The organism is Rhodopila globiformis, from assembly GCF_002937115.1.
Lineage (GTDB): Bacteria > Pseudomonadota > Alphaproteobacteria > Acetobacterales > Acetobacteraceae > Rhodopila > Rhodopila globiformis.
Window position 1 is genome coordinate 13590 of record NZ_NHRY01000274.1, and the last position, 20062, is coordinate 33651.

Genomic DNA, 20062 nt, shown 5'->3' on the forward strand with positions numbered 1-20062 from the left:
TGCATAAGTGATGAATTTCGCGTCCTGGCTCCAGTGAAGCCCGCTCCGACCATGACGATCGCGTAAAGCGCGCCACCTGGGGCAGACCTCGATCTACCCCCCCAGCACCTCGATCGACGTCGACTTGATCAACGCCAGCACCGGCGCCCCCGGCGACAGTGCCAGCCGTGCGATCGCATCCGGCGTCACCCGCGACAGCAGCCCGCCGCCCGGCAGGGCGATCTCCACGATCACCGACCGACGCCCTGGATCAGCGACGATCCGGCGCACGGTGCCCGGCACGATGTTGTGCAGGCTGATGGCCTCGGGCGGCCTGCCGGCCAGGATCACCTCGCGGGCGGGAATGCGCACCCGGCAGGCGGCGCCGACGGGCAGGTCCAGCAGCGGCACCAGGAAGGCCACCCCGCCATCCACCAGCCGGGTCAGCGCGCGGCCGGGGTCATGCGACTCCACCCGGCACGGCAGCACGGCGCCGGCGTCGTCGCGCTGTGCCAGCGGCATGTCGGCGCGGGCCGCGACCTCCGGTGCCGGGCCGTAGCCCACCACCTGCCCGGCCTCGATCAGCACCAGCGAATCGGCCAGCCGCATCACCTCGTCCAGCGCATGCGTCACATACACGATCGGCAGTTTCAGCGCCGTCTTCAGCCGCGTCAGGAACGGCAGGATCTCGGTCTTGCGCGCGGCGTCCAGGCTGGCCAGCGGCTCGTCCATCAGCAGCAAATGCGGCTGCGCCAGCAGCGCCCGGCCGATGCCGACCCGCTGGCGCTCGCCGCCCGACAGCGTGTGCGGGCGGCGCTGCAGCAACGCGCCGATGCCCAGCAGATCGACCACCTCATCAAACCCGATCGGCCCCGGCGCGACGCGGCGCATGCCGAAGCGCAGGTTGGTGGCGACCGACATGTGCGGGAACAGCCGCGAGTCCTGGAACACCAGGCCGACGCGGCGGCGTTCCGGCGGCAGCCACAGCCCGGCGCGGGTATCGGCCAGCACCGTGCCGCCGACCTCGATGCGGCAGGCATCGGGGCGCAGCAGGCCGGCGGTGGCATTGATGATGGTCGACTTGCCGGAGCCGGACGGGCCGAACAGCACCGTCACGCCCTCGGCCGGCACCTCGAAGCCGATATCCATCTGCATCGCGGGAAAGCGGTGCCGCAGCATGATCGACAGGCTCACCGGCCCAGCATCCGGTTCAGCCGCCGGCCGATCCACTCGGACAGCAGCAGGCCGATCAGCGCCAGCGTCAGCGAGACCAGGGACAGTTTCGCCGCCGTCGCCTCGCCGCCCGGCACCTGCAGGGCGGCGTAGATCGCCAGCGGCAGGGTCTGGGTCTGGCCGGGAATGTTGGCGGCAAAGGTGATCACCGCGCCGAACTCGCCCAGGCAGGTGGCATAGGCGACGATGCCGCCCACCAGGATCCCCGGCGAGGCCAGCGGCAGGGTAATGGTGAACAGCCGGTCCAGCCAGCCGGCGCCCAGGGTGCGGGCCGCCTGCTCCAGGCCGGGATCGACCGCCTCCAGCGACAGGCGGACCGAGCGGATCATGATCGGGAAGGTCATCACGCCGCAGGCCAGCGCGGCGCCTGCGGTGGTGAACACCAGGCGGATGCCGAACCAGCCCTGCAGCAGCGCGCCGATGGGCCCGCGCACACCGAACACGATCAGCAGCAGCCACCCCGTCACGACCGGCGGCAGCACGATCGGCAGGTGTACAAATGCATTCAGCAGGACACGGCCGGGGAAGCGGCAGCGGGTCAGCACCCAGGCGGCCAGCACCGCCAGCGGCAACCCGAAGCCCACGGCCCGGGCTGCCACCGACAGGGTCAGCCGGACCGCTTCCCACTCTTCCGGGGTCAGGATCAGCTTATTCGACCTTGAAGCCGCGCCTGACGAACGCCGCGCGGGCCTGCGGGCCTTGCAGGAAGGTCAGCAGCGCCCGCGCCTCGGGCGTATCGCCCGCCTTGGTCAGCGCGAACGGATAGGTGATCGGGTCGTGGCTGCTGGCCGGGAACACGCCCGCCACCATCACGTTCTTCGACACCGCGGCATCGGTGCCATAGACGATGCCGGCCGGCGCCTCGCCGCGCTCCACCAGCAGCAGGCCGGAGCGGACGTCGTCGGTGCGCGCCAGGCGCGGCTCGATGCTGTCCCACATCCCAAGCTTCTTCAGCGCCTGCTCGGCGTAGATGCCGACCGGCACGTGCGCCGGATTGCCGACGGCAAGGCGCCCGCTGGGGCCGAGCAGCTTCGCCAGGTCGAAGCCCGGCTTGATGGTGACGTGCTGCGGTTGGTTGGCCGGCACCACCAGCACGAGGTCGTTGCCCAGCAGATCCTTGCGGGTGCCGGGCGCGATCAGGTTCTTCTGCGCCAGGTAGTTCATCCACTTCTCGTCGGCCGAGGCGAACAGGTTCACCGGCGCGCCCTGCTCGATCTGCCGCGCCAGGGTCGAGCTGGCGGCATAGGAGGTGCGCAGGGCCGGGTGGCCCGCCTTCACCCACAGCGCCGAGATGTCGTTCATCGCGTCGGTCAGGCTGGCGGCGGCGAACACCGTCAGGTCCTGCGCGCGGGCCGCCAGAGGCACAAGCAGGATGCAGAGGAACAGCAGGAAGCGCATGGAGCGGGCCTCTCAGGATGGAAGGGATGCGGCAGGACGATGGCCGGTGGCGACAACCGATTGCATGCGTCAGCACCGGCGTGACGACATCGCCGCCGGGCGGCTGCCAAGCCGAGGCGCCGCTGCGATCAGGACTGCATGCTGCGTCATGTTAACCTCGATTCCGGACGATATAGTCCGACATATACAGCGACGCCAGCGTCACGCGGCCCCGACCGAATAGCCGGCCGACTGTTCCGGCGCAACACGTTCGCTGGCGGTGCCGGAGAGCGAAGCCCTGCTGCCCGTGGTGCCGATGCGTTCGGGGGTAGGCGACGGCCGCGGATGCAGGTGCAGGGACAACTGGAAGCGCAATCGTGAAATCCTGAACCGCGCCGCCGAACCGCCCCATTTCCGCCACGTTGGCATCTGGGAAAACCTGGAGAAGGACCATCCTGGCCAACCGAGACGTCAGCTGCCGGGTCGTCGGGGTAAAGGCCCTGGCGTTCCGCCGATGACCGGTCCGCAGCAGGCGCGCGGATCGGGGATGGATGGCAACGGCCGGTCCTGGGCGCCGGCCCGTCCGGCCGGCGCGCTGTGCCTGTCGGCCGGCTATGTCGATGCATACGGCTATTTCCGTCTCGGTACGCATGTGTTTCCGGCCAACATGACCGGGAACACGGTGTTCTTCGGCACCGGCCTGGCCACCGGCATCGTCCGCAGCGACTGGGATCAGGCGACAATCAATCTCATTGCCATCGTTCTGTTCGTTGCCGGGGCCCTCGTTTCCAGTTGGCTGCGGCAAGCCATCGGGCGTCCCTGGCTGTGCATCGTGCTTTCGGCAGTCCTGCTAGGGCCGGCGAACCATGTGCTGCTGAGTGCCCATTATCAGCTCTTTCTGCTGGCTTTCGCCATGGGTTTTCAGGGCGCGGCGATGCAGCGCTTCGGGGCGGTTTCGCATCAGACGGTTGTCGTTACGGGAAACCTGCTGCATCTGGCTGATGCTGTAGCCGGCCGGGCCTGGACCGGCGCGGGCAGTCCGAAAGCACACAAGCCCCTGGGATTGCTGCCCCTCGTCTCGTGGCCGCTGTATGCCGCCGGCGCCGCATTCGAAATGGTCGTCGGCGTTCCTCAGGCCCTGCCGCTGGCGGCACCCATCGGCCTACTGTTGCTAACGGCAGCCGATGTCGCCTGGCTGCAGGATCAGTAATCCGCCAGGCAAACGTCCGAGGCCGGGCTAAGGCCCATCGACTCACGCGGCCACCACGAAGCAGTTGCCGGCACCATTTCGATCGGCGACTCAATCGCCGATCGGCCAGGCAGTGCTTCCCGACGGGACAATCGGAGGTTGGAGCAGATCCTATTCGTGCCCGGAGGCCCGAACGGGTGAAGACACTCGTGAAAGCAGAAAGCCAGTCCCGATTTCACACGCACACGAAATCGGCACCGGCGTCAGCGGGCCGCCGCACGCACGGCCCGGGTCCGGCGATCCTGGCGCGCCACCAGCCGGCTGCCCAGCAGCAGCAGCGCCAGCACCGTGACATAGGCGGCAACCTGGACGCCCATCGGCCGTTCCGAGTAGCCGATGAGAACATGCAGGGTGCGCCCGGCCAGGCTGTTCTCGGGCAGCAGGGCGGAACTGTTCCAGATATCCATGCCCCAGGTCGGGATCAGGTCCGCCCCGGCCAGAATCGCCGCCGCCTGCCCCGCCATGCCAGCGGCCAGCAGCGTAATCAGCACGCCGGTGACGGAGAACAGGTGCCGCACCGGGATGGTCAACAGGCCGCGATACAGCAGCCAGGACACCATCGCGCCCGCCGCGATGCCCAGCGCCGCGCCGGTGGCCAGCCCCGCCGGCCCGACGCTGGCGGATGCGGCGATGCCATACAGGAACAGCACAACCTCCGCCCCTTCGCGCAGCACCGCCAGCGCCACCACGATGGCGAGCGCCAGCAGCGATTTCTGCCCACCCACCACGGCCTCGCCCACCGCCCGCATCTGCAGCGCCATCTCCCGCCCGTGCCGCGCCATCCACAGCACGTGCCAGGCCAGCATCACCACCGCGACCATCAGGACGCAGGCGTTGAACACCTCCTGTCCGTTGCCCTCCAGCGCATCCGACAGCGCCCCGGCGCACGAGGCCAGCAGCATCGCGCCGAGCACGCCGGCGGCGATCCCGCTGGCGATCCAGCGTCCGCGCTGCGGCACGCCCTGGGTTGCCGCCAGGACGATGCCGACGATCAGCCCGGCCTCCAGGACTTCACGGAAGACGACGATAAGGCTGGCAAGCATGCGGGTGTCTTTCTCCACGGCACGGTGACCCGGCGGGCCGGACGCAAGGGCTTTACCGCGCCCCAAATGCGATTGCAACTGACTCGCAAATAGGCTAGGCCGAAAACCAACGACACAAATGATGGCTCGCCAGGAGAACCCAATGCGCCTGCCCCGCCTGTCCGCCGCCGTTCTCGTCCTGACGCTGCTCGCGGGCAGCGGCGCCCTGGCGCGCGAGTATCCCATCGGCAAGCCGGTGCAGCAGTCCGGCATGGAGGTCAGCGCGGTCTATCTCCAGCCGATAGAGATGGATCCGCCGGGGATGATGCGCGCCGCCGCCGACAGCGACATCCACCTGGAAGCCGACATCAAGGCGACGGCGGGCAACCCGAACGGCTTCCCCGACGGCGACTGGATCCCCGCGCTGGAGGTCCACTACCAACTGGTCAAGACCGGCAGCGACCAGGCGGTCTCGGGCGTGCTGATGCCGATGGTGGCCAATGACGGCCCGCATTATGGCGACAACGTCAAGCTGTTCGGCCCCGGCAAGTACCGCCTGACGCTGACCATCGCCCCACCCGGCCCGGGCGAGCATTTCGGCCGCCACATCGACAAGGAAACCGGCGTCGCGCCCTGGTTCAAGCCGTTCAAGGTCAGCCAGGAGTTCGTCTTCGCCGGCACCGGCAAGAAGGGCGCCTATTAAAGTGAGCGCCGGCGCGACAATCCCCGGGGCTGCAATGCCGGTAAGGGCCTGATGCAGAATAGCCACTCCACCCGTCGCACGGACGCCTCAATCGTCATGGTGCGCTCTACTTGTCGCACGGACGCCTCAATCGTCATGGTGGGCGCAGGCCCACCATGACGCGGCGGGGCCGGTGCGCCGGCTCCGGCGGGTCGGTTATTTCGGCTCGGCCCCTGACGGCCGGCATGGCCGTGCTGGCGCTCGGGCTTCTCGCCGTGTGCGCGACCCGGGCGATGGCCGGCGACATGCCGTCGTTCCCCGTCGAGATGCATGGCGCCACCATCACGCCGTCGCGGCTGGAGGTGCCCGCCAACACGCCGTTCAAGCTCGAGATCACCAATGCCGGCAAGGAGCCGGCCGAGTTCGAGAGCGTGTCGCTGCACAAGGAGAAGGTACTGGCCGCCGGCGTCACCTCCGACCTGGTGTTCCGCCGCCTGCCGGCCGGCGAGTACGATTTCTTCGACGATTTCCATCCCGACGCAAAAGCCATTCTGGTGGCACGCTAGGAATCCGCCCATGCCGTCCGTGCTGCTGGCCCCGCCCCGATCCCACGCCGCACCGCCGAAACCGGCCGGAGTGCGCGGCGCCCTGGCAGCGCTGGGCGAGGCCATGCGCCGGCACCGCCGCACCATCCAGGCGCTGCAATGGGCGGTCGTCGGCATCTACCTGATGCTGCTGGTCGTGCCGGTCCTGCTGCCGCTGCCGCCGCGCACGGCGCATCTGTGGAACAATGCCACCCTGGCGGCGGCGTTCGCCTTCTGGGGCCTGTGGTGGCCGTTCGTGCTGCTCAGCATGGTGCTGATTGGCCGCACCTGGTGCGGCGTGTTCTGCCCCGAAGGCACGCTGACCGAGGCGGTCAGCCGCCGCAGCCTGAACCGGGCGCTGCCGCACTGGCTGACCTGGCGCGGCTGGCCGTTCACCGCCTTCGTCTGCACCACCGTGTACGGCCAGATGGTCAGCGTCTACCAGTATCCGGCCCCGGCGCTGCTGGTGCTGGGCGGATCCACCGTAGCGGCTATGGCGGTGGGCCTGATGTATGGCCGGAACAAGCGCGTGTGGTGCCGCTACCTGTGCCCGGTCAGCGGCGTGTTCGCCCTGCTGGCCAAGCTGGCGCCGGTGCACTTCCAGGTGGACACCGCGGCGTGGGAGGCCTCGCGCCAGGCGCCACGGCCGCCCGCCATCAATTGTGCGCCATTGGTGCCGATCCGCACCATGCAGGGTGCCAGCGCCTGCCACATGTGCGGGCGGTGCAGTTCCTACCGCGGCGCCATCGCCCTGGCCCCGCGCTCGCCGCAGCACGAGGTGGTGAACGTCGCCGGCACCCGCGCCAACGCCTGGGAAACGGCGCTGATCCTGTTCGGGCTGATGGGCGTCGCCGTCGGCGCCTTCCACTGGTCCGCCAGCCCGTGGTTCGTGGACGCCAAGCAGGCGGTGGCCGACGCGCTGGTGAACGCCGGCGTGATCTGGCCGCTGGCGCAATCCGCGCCGTGGTGGCTGCTGACCGACTATCCCGGCCAGAACGACGTGCTGACGCTGCTCGATGGCGCGATGCTGCTGCTCTACATCGCCGCCACGGCGATCGTCTGTGGCGGCGCGTTGTCCGCGATGCTGGCCGCGTCGGTGCGCGCGGCCGGCGCCTGGTCCTGGCCGCGCTTCCACCACCTGGCGCAGGCGCTGATCCCGATGGCCGGCTGCGGCGTGTTCCTCGGCCTGTCGGCAATGACCGTGACGATGCTGCACGCCGAGGGCCTGGAATGGCCGCAAGGCGTGGCTGTCGCGCGGGCGCTGCTGCTGGCCGGCGCGGTGCTGTGGTGCGGCTGGCTGGGCTGGGACATCGCCGGACGCTGGACCGGTGGCGCGCGCCGCGTCGCCGTCGCCGCCGGCACCACCGTCGCGGCCGCGGCATCCGGCTTCTGCTGGGTGCTGCTGTTCTGGATCTGGTAGGCGCACGGCGCCGTCCGGCCGGCCCCGCGACTCGGCCTTCGGATTGATCGCCGGCGGGTTGCGTGGTTTGTTGTTGCGTTATGGCAAAGCGACCCGCAACCTCGGCACCCAGGCCAGCCGATCGCCTGAGCATCAGGCTCGACCTGGCGTCGGGCGCGCGCATCGGCCCGGGCAAGGTCGCCGTGCTGGAGGAGATCGCCCGGTCCGGCTCCATCTCCGCCGCCGGCCGCGCGCTGAAGATGTCATACCGGCGCACCTGGGAGCTGGTCGAGGAACTCAATCGCACCCTGGGCACCCCGGTGGTGGAAACGGCGGCGGGCGGCAGCGGCGGCGGCGGCACGGTGCTGACCAAGGCCGGGCGAACCGTCGTCAGCAGCTACCGTGCCATCGAGCTGGATACCGCGCTGGCCGCGCGGAAGCACCTGCAGGCGCTGAACCGGGCCTGTCCCGGCAAGCCGCCATGACCCGCCGGGGACTCACGGATGGACCGATGGAGCGGCAGCGCAGCGAATGGGCGGCCGTTCGCCTGGCCGTCGCTGCCTGACGTGGCCATCCAGCCTGGCACGGCCGTTGCTTGACATACGGCAGCGGGCTCCGGCACCCACCTTGTTCCGCCCGCTTCCGGACACAGCAGCAGGATCGGCATCAGCCATGGACCTTCCGCAGACGACCCAGCCGGTGCCTGACCTGGCAGCCAGGGTTGGCGTGCTTCTCTACGACTCCACGGTCGAGGTCGATGATCTGCTCGCCACCGCGATCGCGCTGATCCAGGCAAGGGGCATGACCGTCGCCGGCCTGCTGCAACGCCTGGGCGACCGGCTGTCGAACGGCAAGCGCAGCATGTGGCTGGAGGACATCGCCACCGGCCGGTTGATCCGCCTCGATCAGCCGCGCGGCCCCGGCGCGACCGCCTGCGTCCTGGACCCGGACGCGCTGGCGCAGGGCGCCTGCCTGTTGCAGAAGGCGGTCGCGTCCGGCGCCGACCTGATCGTCGTCAGCCGGTTCGGCAGCGCCGAGGCGGAGGGCAGCGGCCTGCGGGCGGAGATTGCCGAGGCCATCTGCGCCGGCGCCGCGGTGGTGATCCCGGTGCGGTTCTCGATGCTGCCTGACCTGGAAGGCTTCCTCGGCGGTCCGGGCCGGTTGCTGCCGCCCTCGCCCGCCGCGGTCGCCGACTGGGCCGGGGACACCATCCCGGGGCGGAAGGTCGTCGCCCACGGCAGTTTCAACCCGGCCGGATCGCGAAGCGATCCCCAACCGGTGAGGCTGCCCGCGAAATCCGGGCTGGATCGAGGCGCCCTCTTCCCGTAGGCCCTGATCCGAAACGCGACGCCGGACCTGTCCGCCTCACACCGCAGATTCGAACGACACCGCGAAATCAGGCGGCCAGCCTTGCTGCGTCGCTGGTAGCCTTGCGACGCGGCCTTTGCCAGCCGCTTGATCGTCAAGTTATCGATAAATTTGCACTGTCGATAAGATTTGCACAACTGTACGCGGCAGAAGAAGGACAACCGAACTGGCCCGTCTTGTCATCGTCTCGAACCGGGTGCCGGCGGCGCGTGAGCGCAGCCAGCCTGCCGGCGGCCTGACCGTTGCCCTGAAGGATGCGATCCTGCGGCGGGAGACGCTCTGGTTCGGCTGGTCCGGACACCTGACCTCAGGCCAGACCGCATCCGAGCCCTCGATCCGCCCCGGCCACCCGACCTTTGCCACCATCGATCTGCCCCAGGAGGCGTTCCGTTCCTTTTACGAGGGTTTCTCCAACTCGACGCTCTGGCCGCTGCTGCACTGGCGCCCCGGCCTTGCCGAGTTCCGGCGGGACGAACTCGACGCCTACTACGCCGTCAATGACATGTTCGCCGCGGCGCTGGCCCCGCTGTTGCGGGCGGACGACGTGGTCTGGATCCACGACTACCACCTGATCCCGCTCGGCGCCGCGTTGCAGGCACGCGGGGCGGCGCAGCGGCTGGGGTTCTTCCTGCATGTGCCGTTCCCACCGGCGCCGCTGTTCGACACACTGCCGCAAGCCGGGCAGTTGCTGAAGGCTCTCGGCGCCTACGACTTGGTCGGCGTGCAGACCCGGGCGGATGCGACCTACCTGCAAACGGCTGTCCGCAGCGTCGGCGGTTCGGTTCCGGTGGCCCCCTTTCCGGTCGGCATCGGCGCCAACGCTTTCGAGAAGCTGGCGAGGCAGGCCCAGGCTATCAAGGACACCGAACGGCTGCACGCCAGCCTGGCCGGACGGACCTTGATCCTGGGCGTGGACCGGCTCGACTACTCGAAAGGCCTGCCGGAGCGGTTCCGCGGCTACGCCCAGTTGCTGCGCCGCTTCCCCGCCCACCGCAACCACGTCACCTTCATCCAGGTCGCCCCGGTTTCGCGCGGGAACGTCGCGCATTACCGGGCGCTGCGGCGCGAGCTTGACGAACTGACCGGCCGGATCAACGGCGACCTTGCGGAGTTCAACTGGACGCCGTTGCGCTACATCACCCGGTCGCTGCCGCGCGCGACGCTGGCCGGCTTCCATCGGCTGGCCCGGGTGGCGCTGGTGACGCCGTTGCGCGACGGCATGAACCTGGTTGCCAAGGAATTCATCGCCGCGCAGCCCCCGGACGACCCGGGAATCGAGGTGCTGTCGCGCTTCGCCGGGGCGGCCGAGGAACTGACGGATGCCCTGCTCGTCAATCCCAGCGATCCGGACGAGATTGCCGGCGCCCTGGATGCGGCGCTGTCGATGCCGCTGGAGGAGAGGAAAAGGCGCTGGGAGAACATGATGCAAGTGGTCAGGCGCCACTCGGCACGCGCCTGGGCCGAGTCGTTTCTCGAACGCCTGGCCGATCCGGGCCGGCAGGCCGCATAGGCGTGGAAACAGGGGCACGAGCGGCGCGACTCCTGTGTCGTCGTGGTGGCCGCAGGCCGGGCATCCACGTCTTGCGGTGCTGATCGGGGCAAAGACCGAAAATCCAAGCGGATCAGGACGCCGGTTCGACCGCCACGTCCAGGGGCAGCGGGCGCGGGTGGCGCTGTCCGGACGCGAGCAGGACGGCCAATGCCGCCAGGATTCCGCAGCCGGCCAGGGCGAGCAGCGCCGTCGTCTCGCTGGCCGCGTCGGCGATCCGGCCGGCCAGGAAGGTGCTCGCCGTCGCGCCCGCTGCCGAGGCCAGCCCGAACACGCCCATGCACAGATTGAACTGGTTCGAGTGCCGGGTCAGGTCGGCGGCGATCACCGGCACCATGACGCCGAATACCGCCGCGCTCACCCCGTCCAGGAGCTGAGCCGCGACCAGCAGTTCCGGCCGATCGGCAACCATGGCGAACAGCGCCGCGCGCAACGGCACCGCGGCGAAGCCCAGCGTCAGCACCAGCCGCCGGACGCTTCGATCCGCCGCGCGGCCGACCCAGGGCGAGATGACGGTCACGACCGCCTGCGGCAGCACGATGGAAATCGCGATGAACAGGTTGGCCATGTCGCCCGCTTCGCGCGTCACGTCGGACGCAACCAGCGGCAGCAGCGCCGCATTCGACAGATGGAACAGCACGACGCATCCGGCAAACGCCAGGACATGCCGATCGGCCAGCAAGGCGACCGTGTCGCGCAACAGGCTGGCGCAGCCTCGATCGGCCGCGAGGTCCGCCGCCTGGGTCCGGAGTTCCCCCGCCTGCACCTGGCTCAGCGCGAACAGCGCCGGCAACATCAGGATGGCGGTCAGCCAGAACACCGCCCGGCTGGACAGGTAGGCGCCGCACAGCCCCAGCGCGAGCGCCGCGCAGCCATTGCCCAGCGAGGCAAAGCGCGCATTCCGCCCCAGCCGCAGCCCAAGGCCGCCGTAGCCGGCCAGCGCGAGGCTGATCGCGGCGATGGCGGGGCCAAGCAGGGCGCTGGCCACGCTGTGCAGGACCTCGGCCAGCATCACGGCGGGCCAGTCGGGCACCGCCGCGAACAGCACCGCGCTGACCGCCACGGCGATGCCGGCGCCGGCCGCCACCAGTCGCTTGTCCCGCAGGCGATCGACGAGGCCGCCCGCGGGCAGCTGGCTGAGCATGACGGCGATGGTGCCAAGGCTCAGCGCCTGGCCGATCTCGGCCTGGGTCCATGCCTCGGTCGTGAGATAGACGGCGATGAACGGCCCGAACCCGGTCTGCACGTTGGCGACGAAGAAGTTCAGCCAGTCGAGGCCCTGATTGCTGCGGCGCGAAGCCATCAGGGGTGCGCCGGCCCGGCCTGCGGTGGCGCGGCCACGGTGACCGGCTTGTCAGCCGCCTTGTATTCCGGCGTCGCCCGGATCTGATTGGCGGTCATGTCCAGGACGATCCGGCCCTGCCCGTCCGGGCTGGGGTTGAAGTGCAGCGCGCGCCAGGCGACCGCCACCCGCCGGCTGCCGACTCCCAGGAAGCCGCCGACATCCAGGACGGCGGCGCGCGGCTCCCCGGCCTGGTCGACCAGCACCTCGATGATGCGGCCGACGACCTTCGCGTCGGGTCCGATCACGACACGCCCCAGCGTGCCGGTCGCCTCGCCCCGCGCCATCGTCTCCTGCGTCGCTGCCGATGCCGCGGGCGGATGGGGCACGGCTTGGGCAGGCTCCTGCGCGCGGGCCGGGACGTGCGGAAGCGCCATGGCGAACAGCAGGATCGTGACGGGGAACAGGCGGACGCGCGACGCCGAAATGTGGAACAGACTCACGAAGCAATCTCCATCGGCCGGTGAGAGGCAGAACCGGACCGGGAGCGGTATAGAGCCAGAGGACGACTCAAATCTGCAATGGAATTGTATCGATTTCGATCAAGAGTGGCTGACGCGGGCGCCTGCCGTTCCGTTGGGCGGGCCGCCCGCCGCCTGCCCGCCACGGCTATCCGGCAGCGGCCATCGCGACGTTGATCGTCCGCTGCGCGGCCAGCGCGGCTTCGACGCCGGCGGCGATCCGCTGGGCGCGCGGCGGCACGCCAGTGCACGTGGCCTCCGGCCGCGGATCGATCTCCATCAGCTTGCTGCCGCGGGCGACACCGCCCGGCGCCGCCCGCACCATCCCGCGGATGCAGCCGCCGATGGGTGCGGGGAGCCGCCGCGGACCAAGCCGGCCGACCAGCGTGCCGGGCTCGATCCAGGCGCCCAGCGGCACCTCCGGCTGCCACACGCCGGCGATCGGCGCATAGACGAAGCGCTCCGCCCCGGCGCCACCGAGTGGCACCGCCTGGCCGGTCGGCACCGCCGTCGATCCCCGGGTGACGACACCGCCCTCCTGCCCTGGCAAGGTCTCGATGGCAATATGCACGTTACCGCCGGCGACGAAGCCGGGCCCGACGCCGATGGCGCAGCCGGCCAACGGGCGGAGATCCGCCGGCATGGCATACTTGCGCATGCGAGCATCGACCAGCGCGTCCGGGCGGTCGATGCCGGAGGCGGCCAGCACGGCGGGATCGAGATTCGCCACCACCACGCCCGGCCGCGCGGACAGCAACGCCGGCAGGGCGCCGGGGGCCGCCGCCGGCACGGCAATGACGCCGTCGAGCACGGCGACGCCGTCCTCCATGGCATCGTCGAAGGCCATGCCCCGCCGCAGCACCGGCACGCCGTTGTCGCGCAGCAGCACGACCCGCCAGCCGCGGAGGAACAGCCCCCGCCCGATGGCCGAGGCAATGTCGCCGGTCCCCAGGATCAGCGCCGTCGGCGGCCGGTTCGCCTCGGCGCCGCGGCAGGGAGCCAGCGCGGGTGGCCTGGCAACGGACAAGCGTTCCTGCACCGACATCATGGCCCTCCGGGACTGCGTGCCGGACTACGGCAGCAAGGACCACGGTAGCAAATGCCATGCCATGTTGCGTGACGGGAGACAGCGGCTGCGCTGCGCCTGCGCGGCGGCGGTGGCGACGCGACTTGTCGGGCGGCGCTGTCCGGAATGCGACAATCCAACCGTCGCGCCGGCTACTCCGCCGGCACCTTGTAGCCGAAACCGGCGAAGATGCGCCGCGCTGCCGGCCCGTGCAGGAAGGCCAGGGCCTGCGCCGCCTGCGGATTGCGCGCCCCGCGCGTCAGCGCCGCCGGGTAGAGGATGGGCGCGTGCGACTCCGGCGCGAAACGGCCGACGATCACCGCCTTGTCGTCGCCATGGAGGTCCGTCTTGAACGCGATCGCGGCGCGCGCCTCGCCGCGGTCAACCAGGACGATGGCGGCCGGGGCGCTTTCGGCAATGGCGATATGCGGCTCGACCGTCTGCCACAGCCCGAGCGACCGGAGACTCTGCTTCCCGTAGCGCCCCGCCGGATGGTGGGCGGGGTCGCACATCGCCAGCCGCCCGCCGGCGAGCAGCGCGCCGATGCCGAAGCCGCGCGTGATGGTGCCGGCGGCCGGGGTGCCGGGCGGACCGGCCAGAACCAGGTCGTTGGTCATCAGGTCCACCCGCGTGCCGGCCTGCACCAGCCCCTGCCGCACCGCCTCGTCCATCCAATCGGGATCGGCGCTCATCAGGATGTCGGCCGCGGCGCCGCCGGCAAGCTGGCGGATCAGCAGCGGCGTCGGCGCATATATCGCGACGGCCGCGCCGCCGGCCTGCCGATAGGCCGCCAGGACGGGGTCGAGCGCCGCGCGGAAGGTCACCGCGGCATAGATCCGCACCGGGGCGGAGTCCGCCCGGGCCGCACCCGCCACCACCAGAGGCAGGCCGCCGAGCAGCCCGCGCCGAGACAGCATCATCCAGAGACTCCGTCGATTCCATTCCGGACATCTATATCGATGCCGCACCTTCCGGTATAGCCAGGTGTTCATAACGCAGGCGGCCGCGGCACCATGATCGAGGTGGGCGCTGCAGCCGTTTTCTCACCGTCATGGCCGGGCGTGTCAGGATAAGCGGACTGGCGGAGCAAGGGCTTCTCCCTCTCCGTCATGGCCGGGCGGCAGTCCCGGCCATCTGCGCTTCAACGGCGTGGGGTGGATGGCCGGGACACGCCCTACGCAATGCACACATCCTGGAAACGAGTGGGAAATGACCGTAAAATCAAGTGCTTGCCTGGGCGCCAAGAGCGTTCCCCCATCGTTATGGCCCGGCTTGTCCGGGCCACCTGTCGCGGCAAAAGTGCTGGAATAGGTGGCCCGGACAAGCCGGGCCATGACGAAAGGGAAACGCAGCGGCGGACCGTTTCCGAGATGTGTGCATCCCGTAGGGACACGCCCGGCCATGACGGAGAGGGAACGGCCGCAGCGCCAAATCCTTCTCCAGCCGTCGCCCTACCCCCGATACGCATCGGAATCAGCCCGGCCATGACGACGGGGCGATGGCCTTGCACCGGCGCCACGCCGCGGCACAAGCGGAAACGTCCGGTCACCCAAGTCTTGCCACTCCGGGCGGGCGATGATAGTGCCGCGCAACTTTCTCAGAGGCTGAAGCATGGCATCGACGTACGAAACCGTGGCGGGAATCATCGCCGACACCTGCGATATCGAGGCGGACAAGATCACGCCGGACAGCCACGCGATCAACGACCTTGGCATCGACAGCCTGGACTTCCTGGATGTCGCCTTCGCGATCGACAAGGCCTTCGGCATCAAAATGCCGCTGGAGCAGTGGACGCAGGAGGTGAACGAGGGGAAAAAGAGCACCGATGAGTACTTCGTGCTGAAGAACCTGTGCGCCAACATCGATGCCCTGGTCGCCGCCAAGCCGGCCTGAGCGCGCCGTTCCGTGAAATGGTGACCTGATGCGCCTGGAATATTTCCAGATGGTCGACCGCATCACTGCGCTCGACCTGCCCAACCGCCGGATCACCACCGCCTGCCAGGTGCCGGAGCAGTCCCCGGTGTTCGAGGGGCACTTCCCCGGCTATCCGATCCTGCCCGGCGTGCTGATGATCGAGACGATGGCGCAGACTGGCGGCTGGCTGGTGCTGGCCATGCTGGGCTGCACGAAAATGCCGTTCCTGATGCAGGTCGAGAAAGCCAAGATGCGCAGCTTCGTCGCCCCCGGCCAGGCGCTGGAAGGCGAGGCGACCCTGCTGCACGACGGCTCGGGCTACGCCGTGGTCAAGGCCGCCCTGTCCGCCGGCGGCAAGAAAGTGACCGACGCCGAGATCCGCTACGGCGTGGTGCCCTTCCCCAACGACACGCTGCGGGCGGCGATGCTGAACACCGCCCGGCGCGTCGGCCTGCCAGCGGATCATATCCAGGAACACATCCATGGCGCATGAGCGCGACGCCCTGATCACCGGCATCGGCCTGGTCTCCTGCCTCGGCTCCGGGGTGGGGGCGCACTGGGACGCGCTGAATCCCGCCGGGGCGTTCACGCCGGTGCTGGATACCGAAAGCTGGCCGCCCTTCGCGGTGCATCCCGTGGCGCCGATGGACCTGGACAAGCAGATCCCGAAGCGCGGCGACCAGCGGCAGATGGAGGCGTGGCAGCGCATCGGCGTGTTCGCCGCCGGCCTCGCCCTGGAGTCGGCCGGCGTCAAGGGCAACACCGAGATGCTGTCGCGGGCGGACCTGATCGTCTGCGCCGGCGGCGGCGAGCGTGACGTCGCGGTCGATGCGACCATTTTATCGGGCTATCCGAAAGCTGCCAACCCCGGCCTGTTCCTGAACGAGCGCCTGCAAAGCGACCTGCGGCCGACACTGTTCCTGGCGCAGTTGTCCAACCTGCTGGCCGGCAACATCTCCATCGTGCACGGCGTCATCGGCTCGTCGCGCACCTTCATGGGCGAGGAAGCCAGCGGCGCCGACGCGGTGCGCATCGCCTGTGCCCGCATTGCCGCCGGGCAGTCCGAGATCAGCCTGGTCGGCGGGTCGTATAACGCGCAGCGGCCGGAGGTGATCCTGCACTACGAGATGGGCGGCCTGCAGCGGCGCGCTCCGTTCACCGGCATCTGGGCGCGGCAGGCGGACGGCGGCGGGATGCTGCTGGGCTCGCTCGGCGCCTTCCTGGTGATCGAGAGCCGTGCCCATGCCGAAGCGCGCGGCGCCACGCCATTCGCCCGCGTCGCCGCCATCCGCTCGGACCGCTGCCGGCGGGAGCCGGGGCAGGCCACCGCCAATGCCCGGGCGCAGCTTCACTCCATGGCGGCGGAGATCGATCCGCAGGGCCTGGGCGTGATTTCCGGGGCGTCCGGCGCCGCCGCCGTCACCGCCGAGGAACAGGCATTCCTGGCCGCGCTCGGCTACCCGGTGCGGGCGACGGCGACGGCGATGGGGCATTCCCTGGAGCCGGCGATGCCGGCGAACCTGGGGCTGGCGGCCGCCGCGGTGCGGCACGGCCGTCTGTTCGGCCCGCTGGAGGCGGCCGAGCAGGCGATGACCGCGCCGCTGACGCAGGCGCTGGTGACATCCTGGGGACATTGGCGCGGCGAGGCGCTCGCCCTTGTCACCGCGGCCTGAGGGGAGACGGCGATGACGCAGGATACGGATCATCTCGGGCGGCCGGTCGTGGTGGTCACCGGCATGGGGGCGATCACTTCCCTCGGCCAGGGCCAGGCGGACAACTGGAAGGCGCTGACCAGCGGCGCGTCCGGCATCCGCCGGATTACCCGCTTCCCCACCGACGGCATGCGCGTCGCCATCGCCGGCACGGTGGACTTCGTGCCGGTCGCGGACATGTCGGGCCCGGCCCTGGCGCAGCGCCTGGCGGAACTGGTGATCGAGGAAGCGGTAACGGAAGCCGCCATCGGCCGCGGTGGCGACTTCCCCGGGCCGCTGTTCGTGGCGCTGCCGCCGATCGAGCTGGAATGGACGCAGCGCTTCGCGCTTGGCGCCGCCTCGGGCGCCAACGAGTCGGTCAGCTACGACGACCTGCTGCGCGCCGCCGGCAAGGGCGGTTTCGAGTCCTGCTACCGCCGTTTCCTGTTCGGCTCGGTGGCCGAGGCGCTGGCTGATCGGTTCGGCACCAAGGGCTCGCCGATTGCGACGTCCACGGCCTGTGCCTCGGGCGGCACGGCGATCCAGCTTGGGGTGGAGGCGATCCGCCGCGGCGAGACCGATGCCGCGCTGGTCGTCGGCACCGACGCCTCGGTGAATGCCGAGAGCGTGATCCGGTTCTCGCTGCTGTCGGCGCTGTCCACCCGGAACGAGTCGCCGGCGGCGGCGTCGCGCCCGTTCAGCAAGGACCGGGAAGGCTTCGTCATGGCCGAGGGCGCCGGGGCGCTGGTGCTGGAGAGCCTGGCCAGCGCGCGGGCGCGGGGGGCGACGGTGCTGGGGGTGATCGAGGGCCTGGGCGAGGCGGCGGACGGGTTCCATCGCACGCGGTCCTCACCCGATGGCAAGCCGATCATCGCCTGCATGCGGCACGCGCTGGCGGATGCCGGGCTGGGGCCGGAGGCGGTGGACTACATCAACGCGCACGGCACCGGCACGCCGGAGAACGACAAGATGGAGTGGATCGGCGTTTCGGCGGTGTTCGGCGAGCGGGCGGGATCGGTGCCGATGTCGTCGAACAAGTCGATGATCGGTCACAGCCTGACGGCGGCCGGGGCGATCGAGGTGATCTTCACCGTGCTGACCATCCGCAACGGCCTGCTGCCGCCGACGATCAACTACGAGACGCCGGATCCGGCGCTACCGGTGGACTGCGTGCCGAACGTGGCGCGGGCGGCGACGGTGCGGCACGCGATTTCGAATTCGTTCGGATTTGGCGGGCAGAATGTCTGCCTGGTGATCGGCGCGGCGGCGTAGGCTGGGCGGCCGGCCATGACCGTTACTTGAAAGTCGTGTTCTCGCGGGCTTGAGCTGGGTCGGAAAGCCGGGGGCATCGGCTCCGCCCATCAGGATAGAAGAGCGGGCCGGGCGGAGATCCTCGCTTACCAAGCTTGGAAGAGTGACCGGGAATCGGATCCGGCACCATGTTCTGCCGCAATGACCCCAGGCGTTGCGGGTTGTGCCGGTGCGCCGACAGGTTGGGACTGGGGGTGTCTTTATCTCCGCTTTTCAACACGGAGAATAGGAAGGGCACACGGAGTTGGCCAGCCGGCGCGCCGGCACCGCGATGGCGGAAAACGGGCGAGGTCGGTGCCACCTCGTCATGGTGGGCGCAGGCCCACCATCCAAGCCTTCTGTTGGTACCGGCATCGCAAGGCGTGGATCGCGGCCCTGCGGCCGCCATGACGGCGGGGCCAGGCGTCCGGAACCGTATTTTCATGGTAGAAGGGCAATGTTGCGCTTCGCGCGAAGCGCCTGAATTGGCCAGACGCCGACAATATGGAGCACTGGCCGCTGTTCCCGGAAAACTCCGTGGAACTTCGTGTGTCCTTCATACTCTCCCTGTTGAAAATCATCCGGTGAAGCAAGCATTGCCGGAGAAGACGGCGCATCGACATCAGATCCGCTCGTGCTTGTTCTTTCCCATCCCGGCCACAGGCTGTGGACGAAGGATCCGGGCAGCATGACCGTTCCGACTGTAACCGGATTCATCCCTCGGCTGCTGCCGGACACGCCGATCGGCTCGTTCCGTTACACGGTGCGGGCCAGGAACGAGCAGAGGGCCTTCGATACCCCGGGGGCTTGGCCTTCGCCAGCATTCCGCGCACGCTGCCTGCCGGGAGGACACGACAATGCCAACAGAACGCCAGACTGCCATCGTCACCGGGGCCGCGAGCGGCATGGGGCGCGCCATGGCGCTGGGCCTGAGCGAGGCCGGGTTCGACGTCGTTGCGGTGGATCGCAACGAGGTCGCGCTGGGCACCCTGCCCGCTGCGATCAAGTCCGTCGCCGCCGACCTGGCACGGCCGGAATCGTTCGCGACCGTGGTGGACGCAACGATCTCGGCCTTCGGCCGCATCGACGTCCTGGTCAACAACGCCGGCATCGGCCAGGCCGAAATCCGCAAGGACCAGCGCGGCAACCCGATCCGGTTCTGGGAGATCACGCCGGAGCAGTGGCAGCGCTTCCTGGCCGTCAACGCCACCGCGCCGATCCTGATGACGCGGGCGGTGCTGCCGCACATGCTGAAGGCGAACCGGGGGCGTATCATTACAGTAACGACCAGCCTGGGGACCATGGTGCGCGAGGGCTACCTGCTCTACGGCTCCAGCAAGGCGGCGGCGGAATCCGCCATGGCGGTGCTGGCCGCGGACCTGAAGGACACCGCGCTCACCGTCAACGTGCTGGTGCCCGGCGGCGTCACCGACACGCCGCTGGTGGGCGAGGCCGGGGACCGCTCGAAGATGCTGCGGCCGGAGATCATGCTGCCGCCGCTGCTGTGGCTGGTGTCTGGTGAGGCCGCCGGCGTCAGCGGACGGCGATTCATCGCCGCCGACTGGGACACCAGGCTGCCGCCCACTCAGGCGGCCGAGCGGGCCGGCGCGCCCGTCGCCTGGCTGAGCATCGCGCGCATGCCGATCGAGCCGAATTGATCACAGGCCGGCGTTTCCGTTCGGCGGGCGATCATGCGCCGGCCGCGCCAAAAGGGGCCGTCAGGGGATCAAGGTGTCACTGGGTACGGGGCGCCGTCCTCTGCCCGTCATGGTCCGCGAAACCGAAGAATTCCGAGACGAATAATTAACAGAACGGCGCGTGTATCCCGGCGAGGATTGGCTACGGTCTGGCTTTCT

General features: G+C 69.7%; 21 protein-coding genes. 12 read left to right on the forward strand and 9 right to left on the reverse strand.

Features of this window, described 5'->3' with window-relative positions:
* Positions 1–93: 93 nt before the first annotated feature.
* From modC to CCS01_RS34095, 4 genes are all read right to left on the reverse strand, one after another.
* Complete coding sequence (gene modC, locus CCS01_RS31435; RefSeq protein ID WP_193540186.1) at positions 94–1173, reverse strand: molybdenum ABC transporter ATP-binding protein; 1080 nt, start codon at positions 1171–1173, stop codon at positions 94–96.
* Entirely contained in the window at positions 1170–1859 is a 690-nt protein-coding gene (gene modB, locus CCS01_RS31440; RefSeq protein ID WP_204848492.1) for a molybdate ABC transporter permease subunit, read from the reverse strand. Before modB ends, modC begins: the two co-directional genes overlap by 4 nt.
* A gap of 1 nt (position 1860) precedes the next feature.
* The gene (gene modA, locus CCS01_RS31445; protein WP_104523084.1) at positions 1861–2610 is read right to left on the reverse strand and encodes a molybdate ABC transporter substrate-binding protein; all 750 of its coding nucleotides are present in this window, start codon (positions 2608–2610) and stop codon (positions 1861–1863) included.
* 201 nt (positions 2611–2811) lie between these two features.
* The gene (locus tag CCS01_RS34095) at positions 2812–2964 is read right to left on the reverse strand and encodes a hypothetical protein (RefSeq protein ID WP_158258715.1); all 153 of its coding nucleotides are present in this window, start codon (positions 2962–2964) and stop codon (positions 2812–2814) included.
* A 139-nt stretch (positions 2965–3103) separates the two neighbouring features.
* Here CCS01_RS34095 and CCS01_RS31450 point away from each other — a divergent pair, with 139 nt between their 5' ends.
* The gene (locus CCS01_RS31450) at positions 3104–3799 is read left to right on the forward strand and encodes a YoaK family protein (protein WP_158258716.1); all 696 of its coding nucleotides are present in this window, start codon (positions 3104–3106) and stop codon (positions 3797–3799) included.
* 242 nt (positions 3800–4041) lie between these two features.
* Here the strand turns inward: CCS01_RS31450 and CCS01_RS31455 are convergent, their stop codons facing one another.
* Positions 4042–4881, reverse strand: a complete 840-nt coding sequence (locus tag CCS01_RS31455) for an FTR1 family iron permease (protein WP_104523088.1) — start codon at positions 4879–4881, stop codon at positions 4042–4044.
* Between the two features lie 142 nt (positions 4882–5023).
* Here CCS01_RS31455 and CCS01_RS31460 point away from each other — a divergent pair, with 142 nt between their 5' ends.
* The 6 genes from CCS01_RS31460 to CCS01_RS31485 all read left to right on the forward strand — a co-directional run bounded on the left by CCS01_RS31460 (position 5024) and on the right by CCS01_RS31485 (position 10403).
* Positions 5024–5563, forward strand: a complete 540-nt coding sequence (locus tag CCS01_RS31460; RefSeq protein WP_170114683.1) for an iron transporter — start codon at positions 5024–5026, stop codon at positions 5561–5563.
* Between the two features lie 224 nt (positions 5564–5787).
* Entirely contained in the window at positions 5788–6108 is a 321-nt protein-coding gene (locus CCS01_RS31465; RefSeq protein WP_104523090.1) for a cupredoxin domain-containing protein, read from the forward strand.
* A gap of 10 nt (positions 6109–6118) precedes the next feature.
* On the forward strand, positions 6119–7546 hold the full coding sequence (locus CCS01_RS31470) for a 4Fe-4S binding protein (protein ID WP_104523092.1): 1428 nt from the start codon (positions 6119–6121) through the stop codon (positions 7544–7546).
* Between the two features lie 80 nt (positions 7547–7626).
* A complete protein-coding gene (locus CCS01_RS31475) occupies positions 7627–8010 on the forward strand; it encodes a winged helix-turn-helix domain-containing protein (RefSeq protein WP_104523094.1) in 384 nt (127 codons plus the stop codon).
* A 187-nt stretch (positions 8011–8197) separates the two neighbouring features.
* Positions 8198–8854, forward strand: a complete 657-nt coding sequence (locus tag CCS01_RS31480) for a DUF2478 domain-containing protein (protein WP_158258717.1) — start codon at positions 8198–8200, stop codon at positions 8852–8854.
* Between the two features lie 205 nt (positions 8855–9059).
* Positions 9060–10403 carry an alpha,alpha-trehalose-phosphate synthase (UDP-forming) gene (locus CCS01_RS31485; RefSeq protein ID WP_104523098.1) on the forward strand — a complete coding sequence of 448 codons (1344 nt, stop codon included), beginning with the start codon at positions 9060–9062 and terminating at the stop codon, positions 10401–10403.
* A 112-nt stretch (positions 10404–10515) separates the two neighbouring features.
* Here CCS01_RS31485 and CCS01_RS31490 read toward each other — a convergent pair whose 3' ends face one another.
* The 4 genes from CCS01_RS31490 to modA (CCS01_RS31505) all read right to left on the reverse strand — a co-directional run bounded on the left by CCS01_RS31490 (position 10516) and on the right by modA (CCS01_RS31505) (position 14231).
* Positions 10516–11745 (reverse strand): MFS transporter, encoded by a 1230-nt coding sequence (locus tag CCS01_RS31490; RefSeq protein WP_104523100.1) that lies wholly within the window; start codon positions 11743–11745, stop codon positions 10516–10518.
* Positions 11745–12227: a PRC-barrel domain-containing protein gene (locus CCS01_RS31495; protein WP_104523102.1), complete on the reverse strand. Its 483-nt coding sequence runs from the start codon at positions 12225–12227 to the stop codon at positions 11745–11747. Before CCS01_RS31495 ends, CCS01_RS31490 begins: the two co-directional genes overlap by 1 nt.
* A gap of 166 nt (positions 12228–12393) precedes the next feature.
* Positions 12394–13290 (reverse strand): hypothetical protein, encoded by an 897-nt coding sequence (locus CCS01_RS31500; RefSeq protein ID WP_146102061.1) that lies wholly within the window; start codon positions 13288–13290, stop codon positions 12394–12396.
* A 173-nt stretch (positions 13291–13463) separates the two neighbouring features.
* Positions 13464–14231, reverse strand: coding sequence for a molybdate ABC transporter substrate-binding protein (modA, locus tag CCS01_RS31505; RefSeq protein WP_158258718.1), 768 nt, complete (start codon positions 14229–14231; stop codon positions 13464–13466).
* Between the two features lie 691 nt (positions 14232–14922).
* On the opposite strand from modA (CCS01_RS31505), the gene CCS01_RS31510 reads away from it, so the two are divergent.
* The 5 genes from CCS01_RS31510 (at position 14923) to CCS01_RS31530 (ending at position 19864) form a co-directional block, all read left to right on the forward strand.
* On the forward strand, positions 14923–15204 hold the full coding sequence (locus tag CCS01_RS31510; protein ID WP_104523108.1) for an acyl carrier protein: 282 nt from the start codon (positions 14923–14925) through the stop codon (positions 15202–15204).
* Between the two features lie 28 nt (positions 15205–15232).
* Positions 15233–15718, forward strand: a complete 486-nt coding sequence (locus tag CCS01_RS31515) for a 3-hydroxyacyl-ACP dehydratase FabZ family protein (protein WP_104523110.1) — start codon at positions 15233–15235, stop codon at positions 15716–15718.
* The gene (locus tag CCS01_RS31520; protein ID WP_104523112.1) at positions 15708–16898 is read left to right on the forward strand and encodes a beta-ketoacyl-ACP synthase; all 1191 of its coding nucleotides are present in this window, start codon (positions 15708–15710) and stop codon (positions 16896–16898) included. The genes CCS01_RS31515 and CCS01_RS31520 overlap by 11 nt, the downstream gene beginning before the upstream one ends.
* A gap of 12 nt (positions 16899–16910) precedes the next feature.
* Positions 16911–18188 carry a beta-ketoacyl-ACP synthase gene (locus tag CCS01_RS31525; RefSeq protein WP_104523114.1) on the forward strand — a complete coding sequence of 426 codons (1278 nt, stop codon included), beginning with the start codon at positions 16911–16913 and terminating at the stop codon, positions 18186–18188.
* An 875-nt stretch (positions 18189–19063) separates the two neighbouring features.
* Complete coding sequence (locus CCS01_RS31530) at positions 19064–19864, forward strand: SDR family NAD(P)-dependent oxidoreductase (protein WP_104523116.1); 801 nt, start codon at positions 19064–19066, stop codon at positions 19862–19864.
* Positions 19865–20062: the final 198 nt, after the last annotated feature.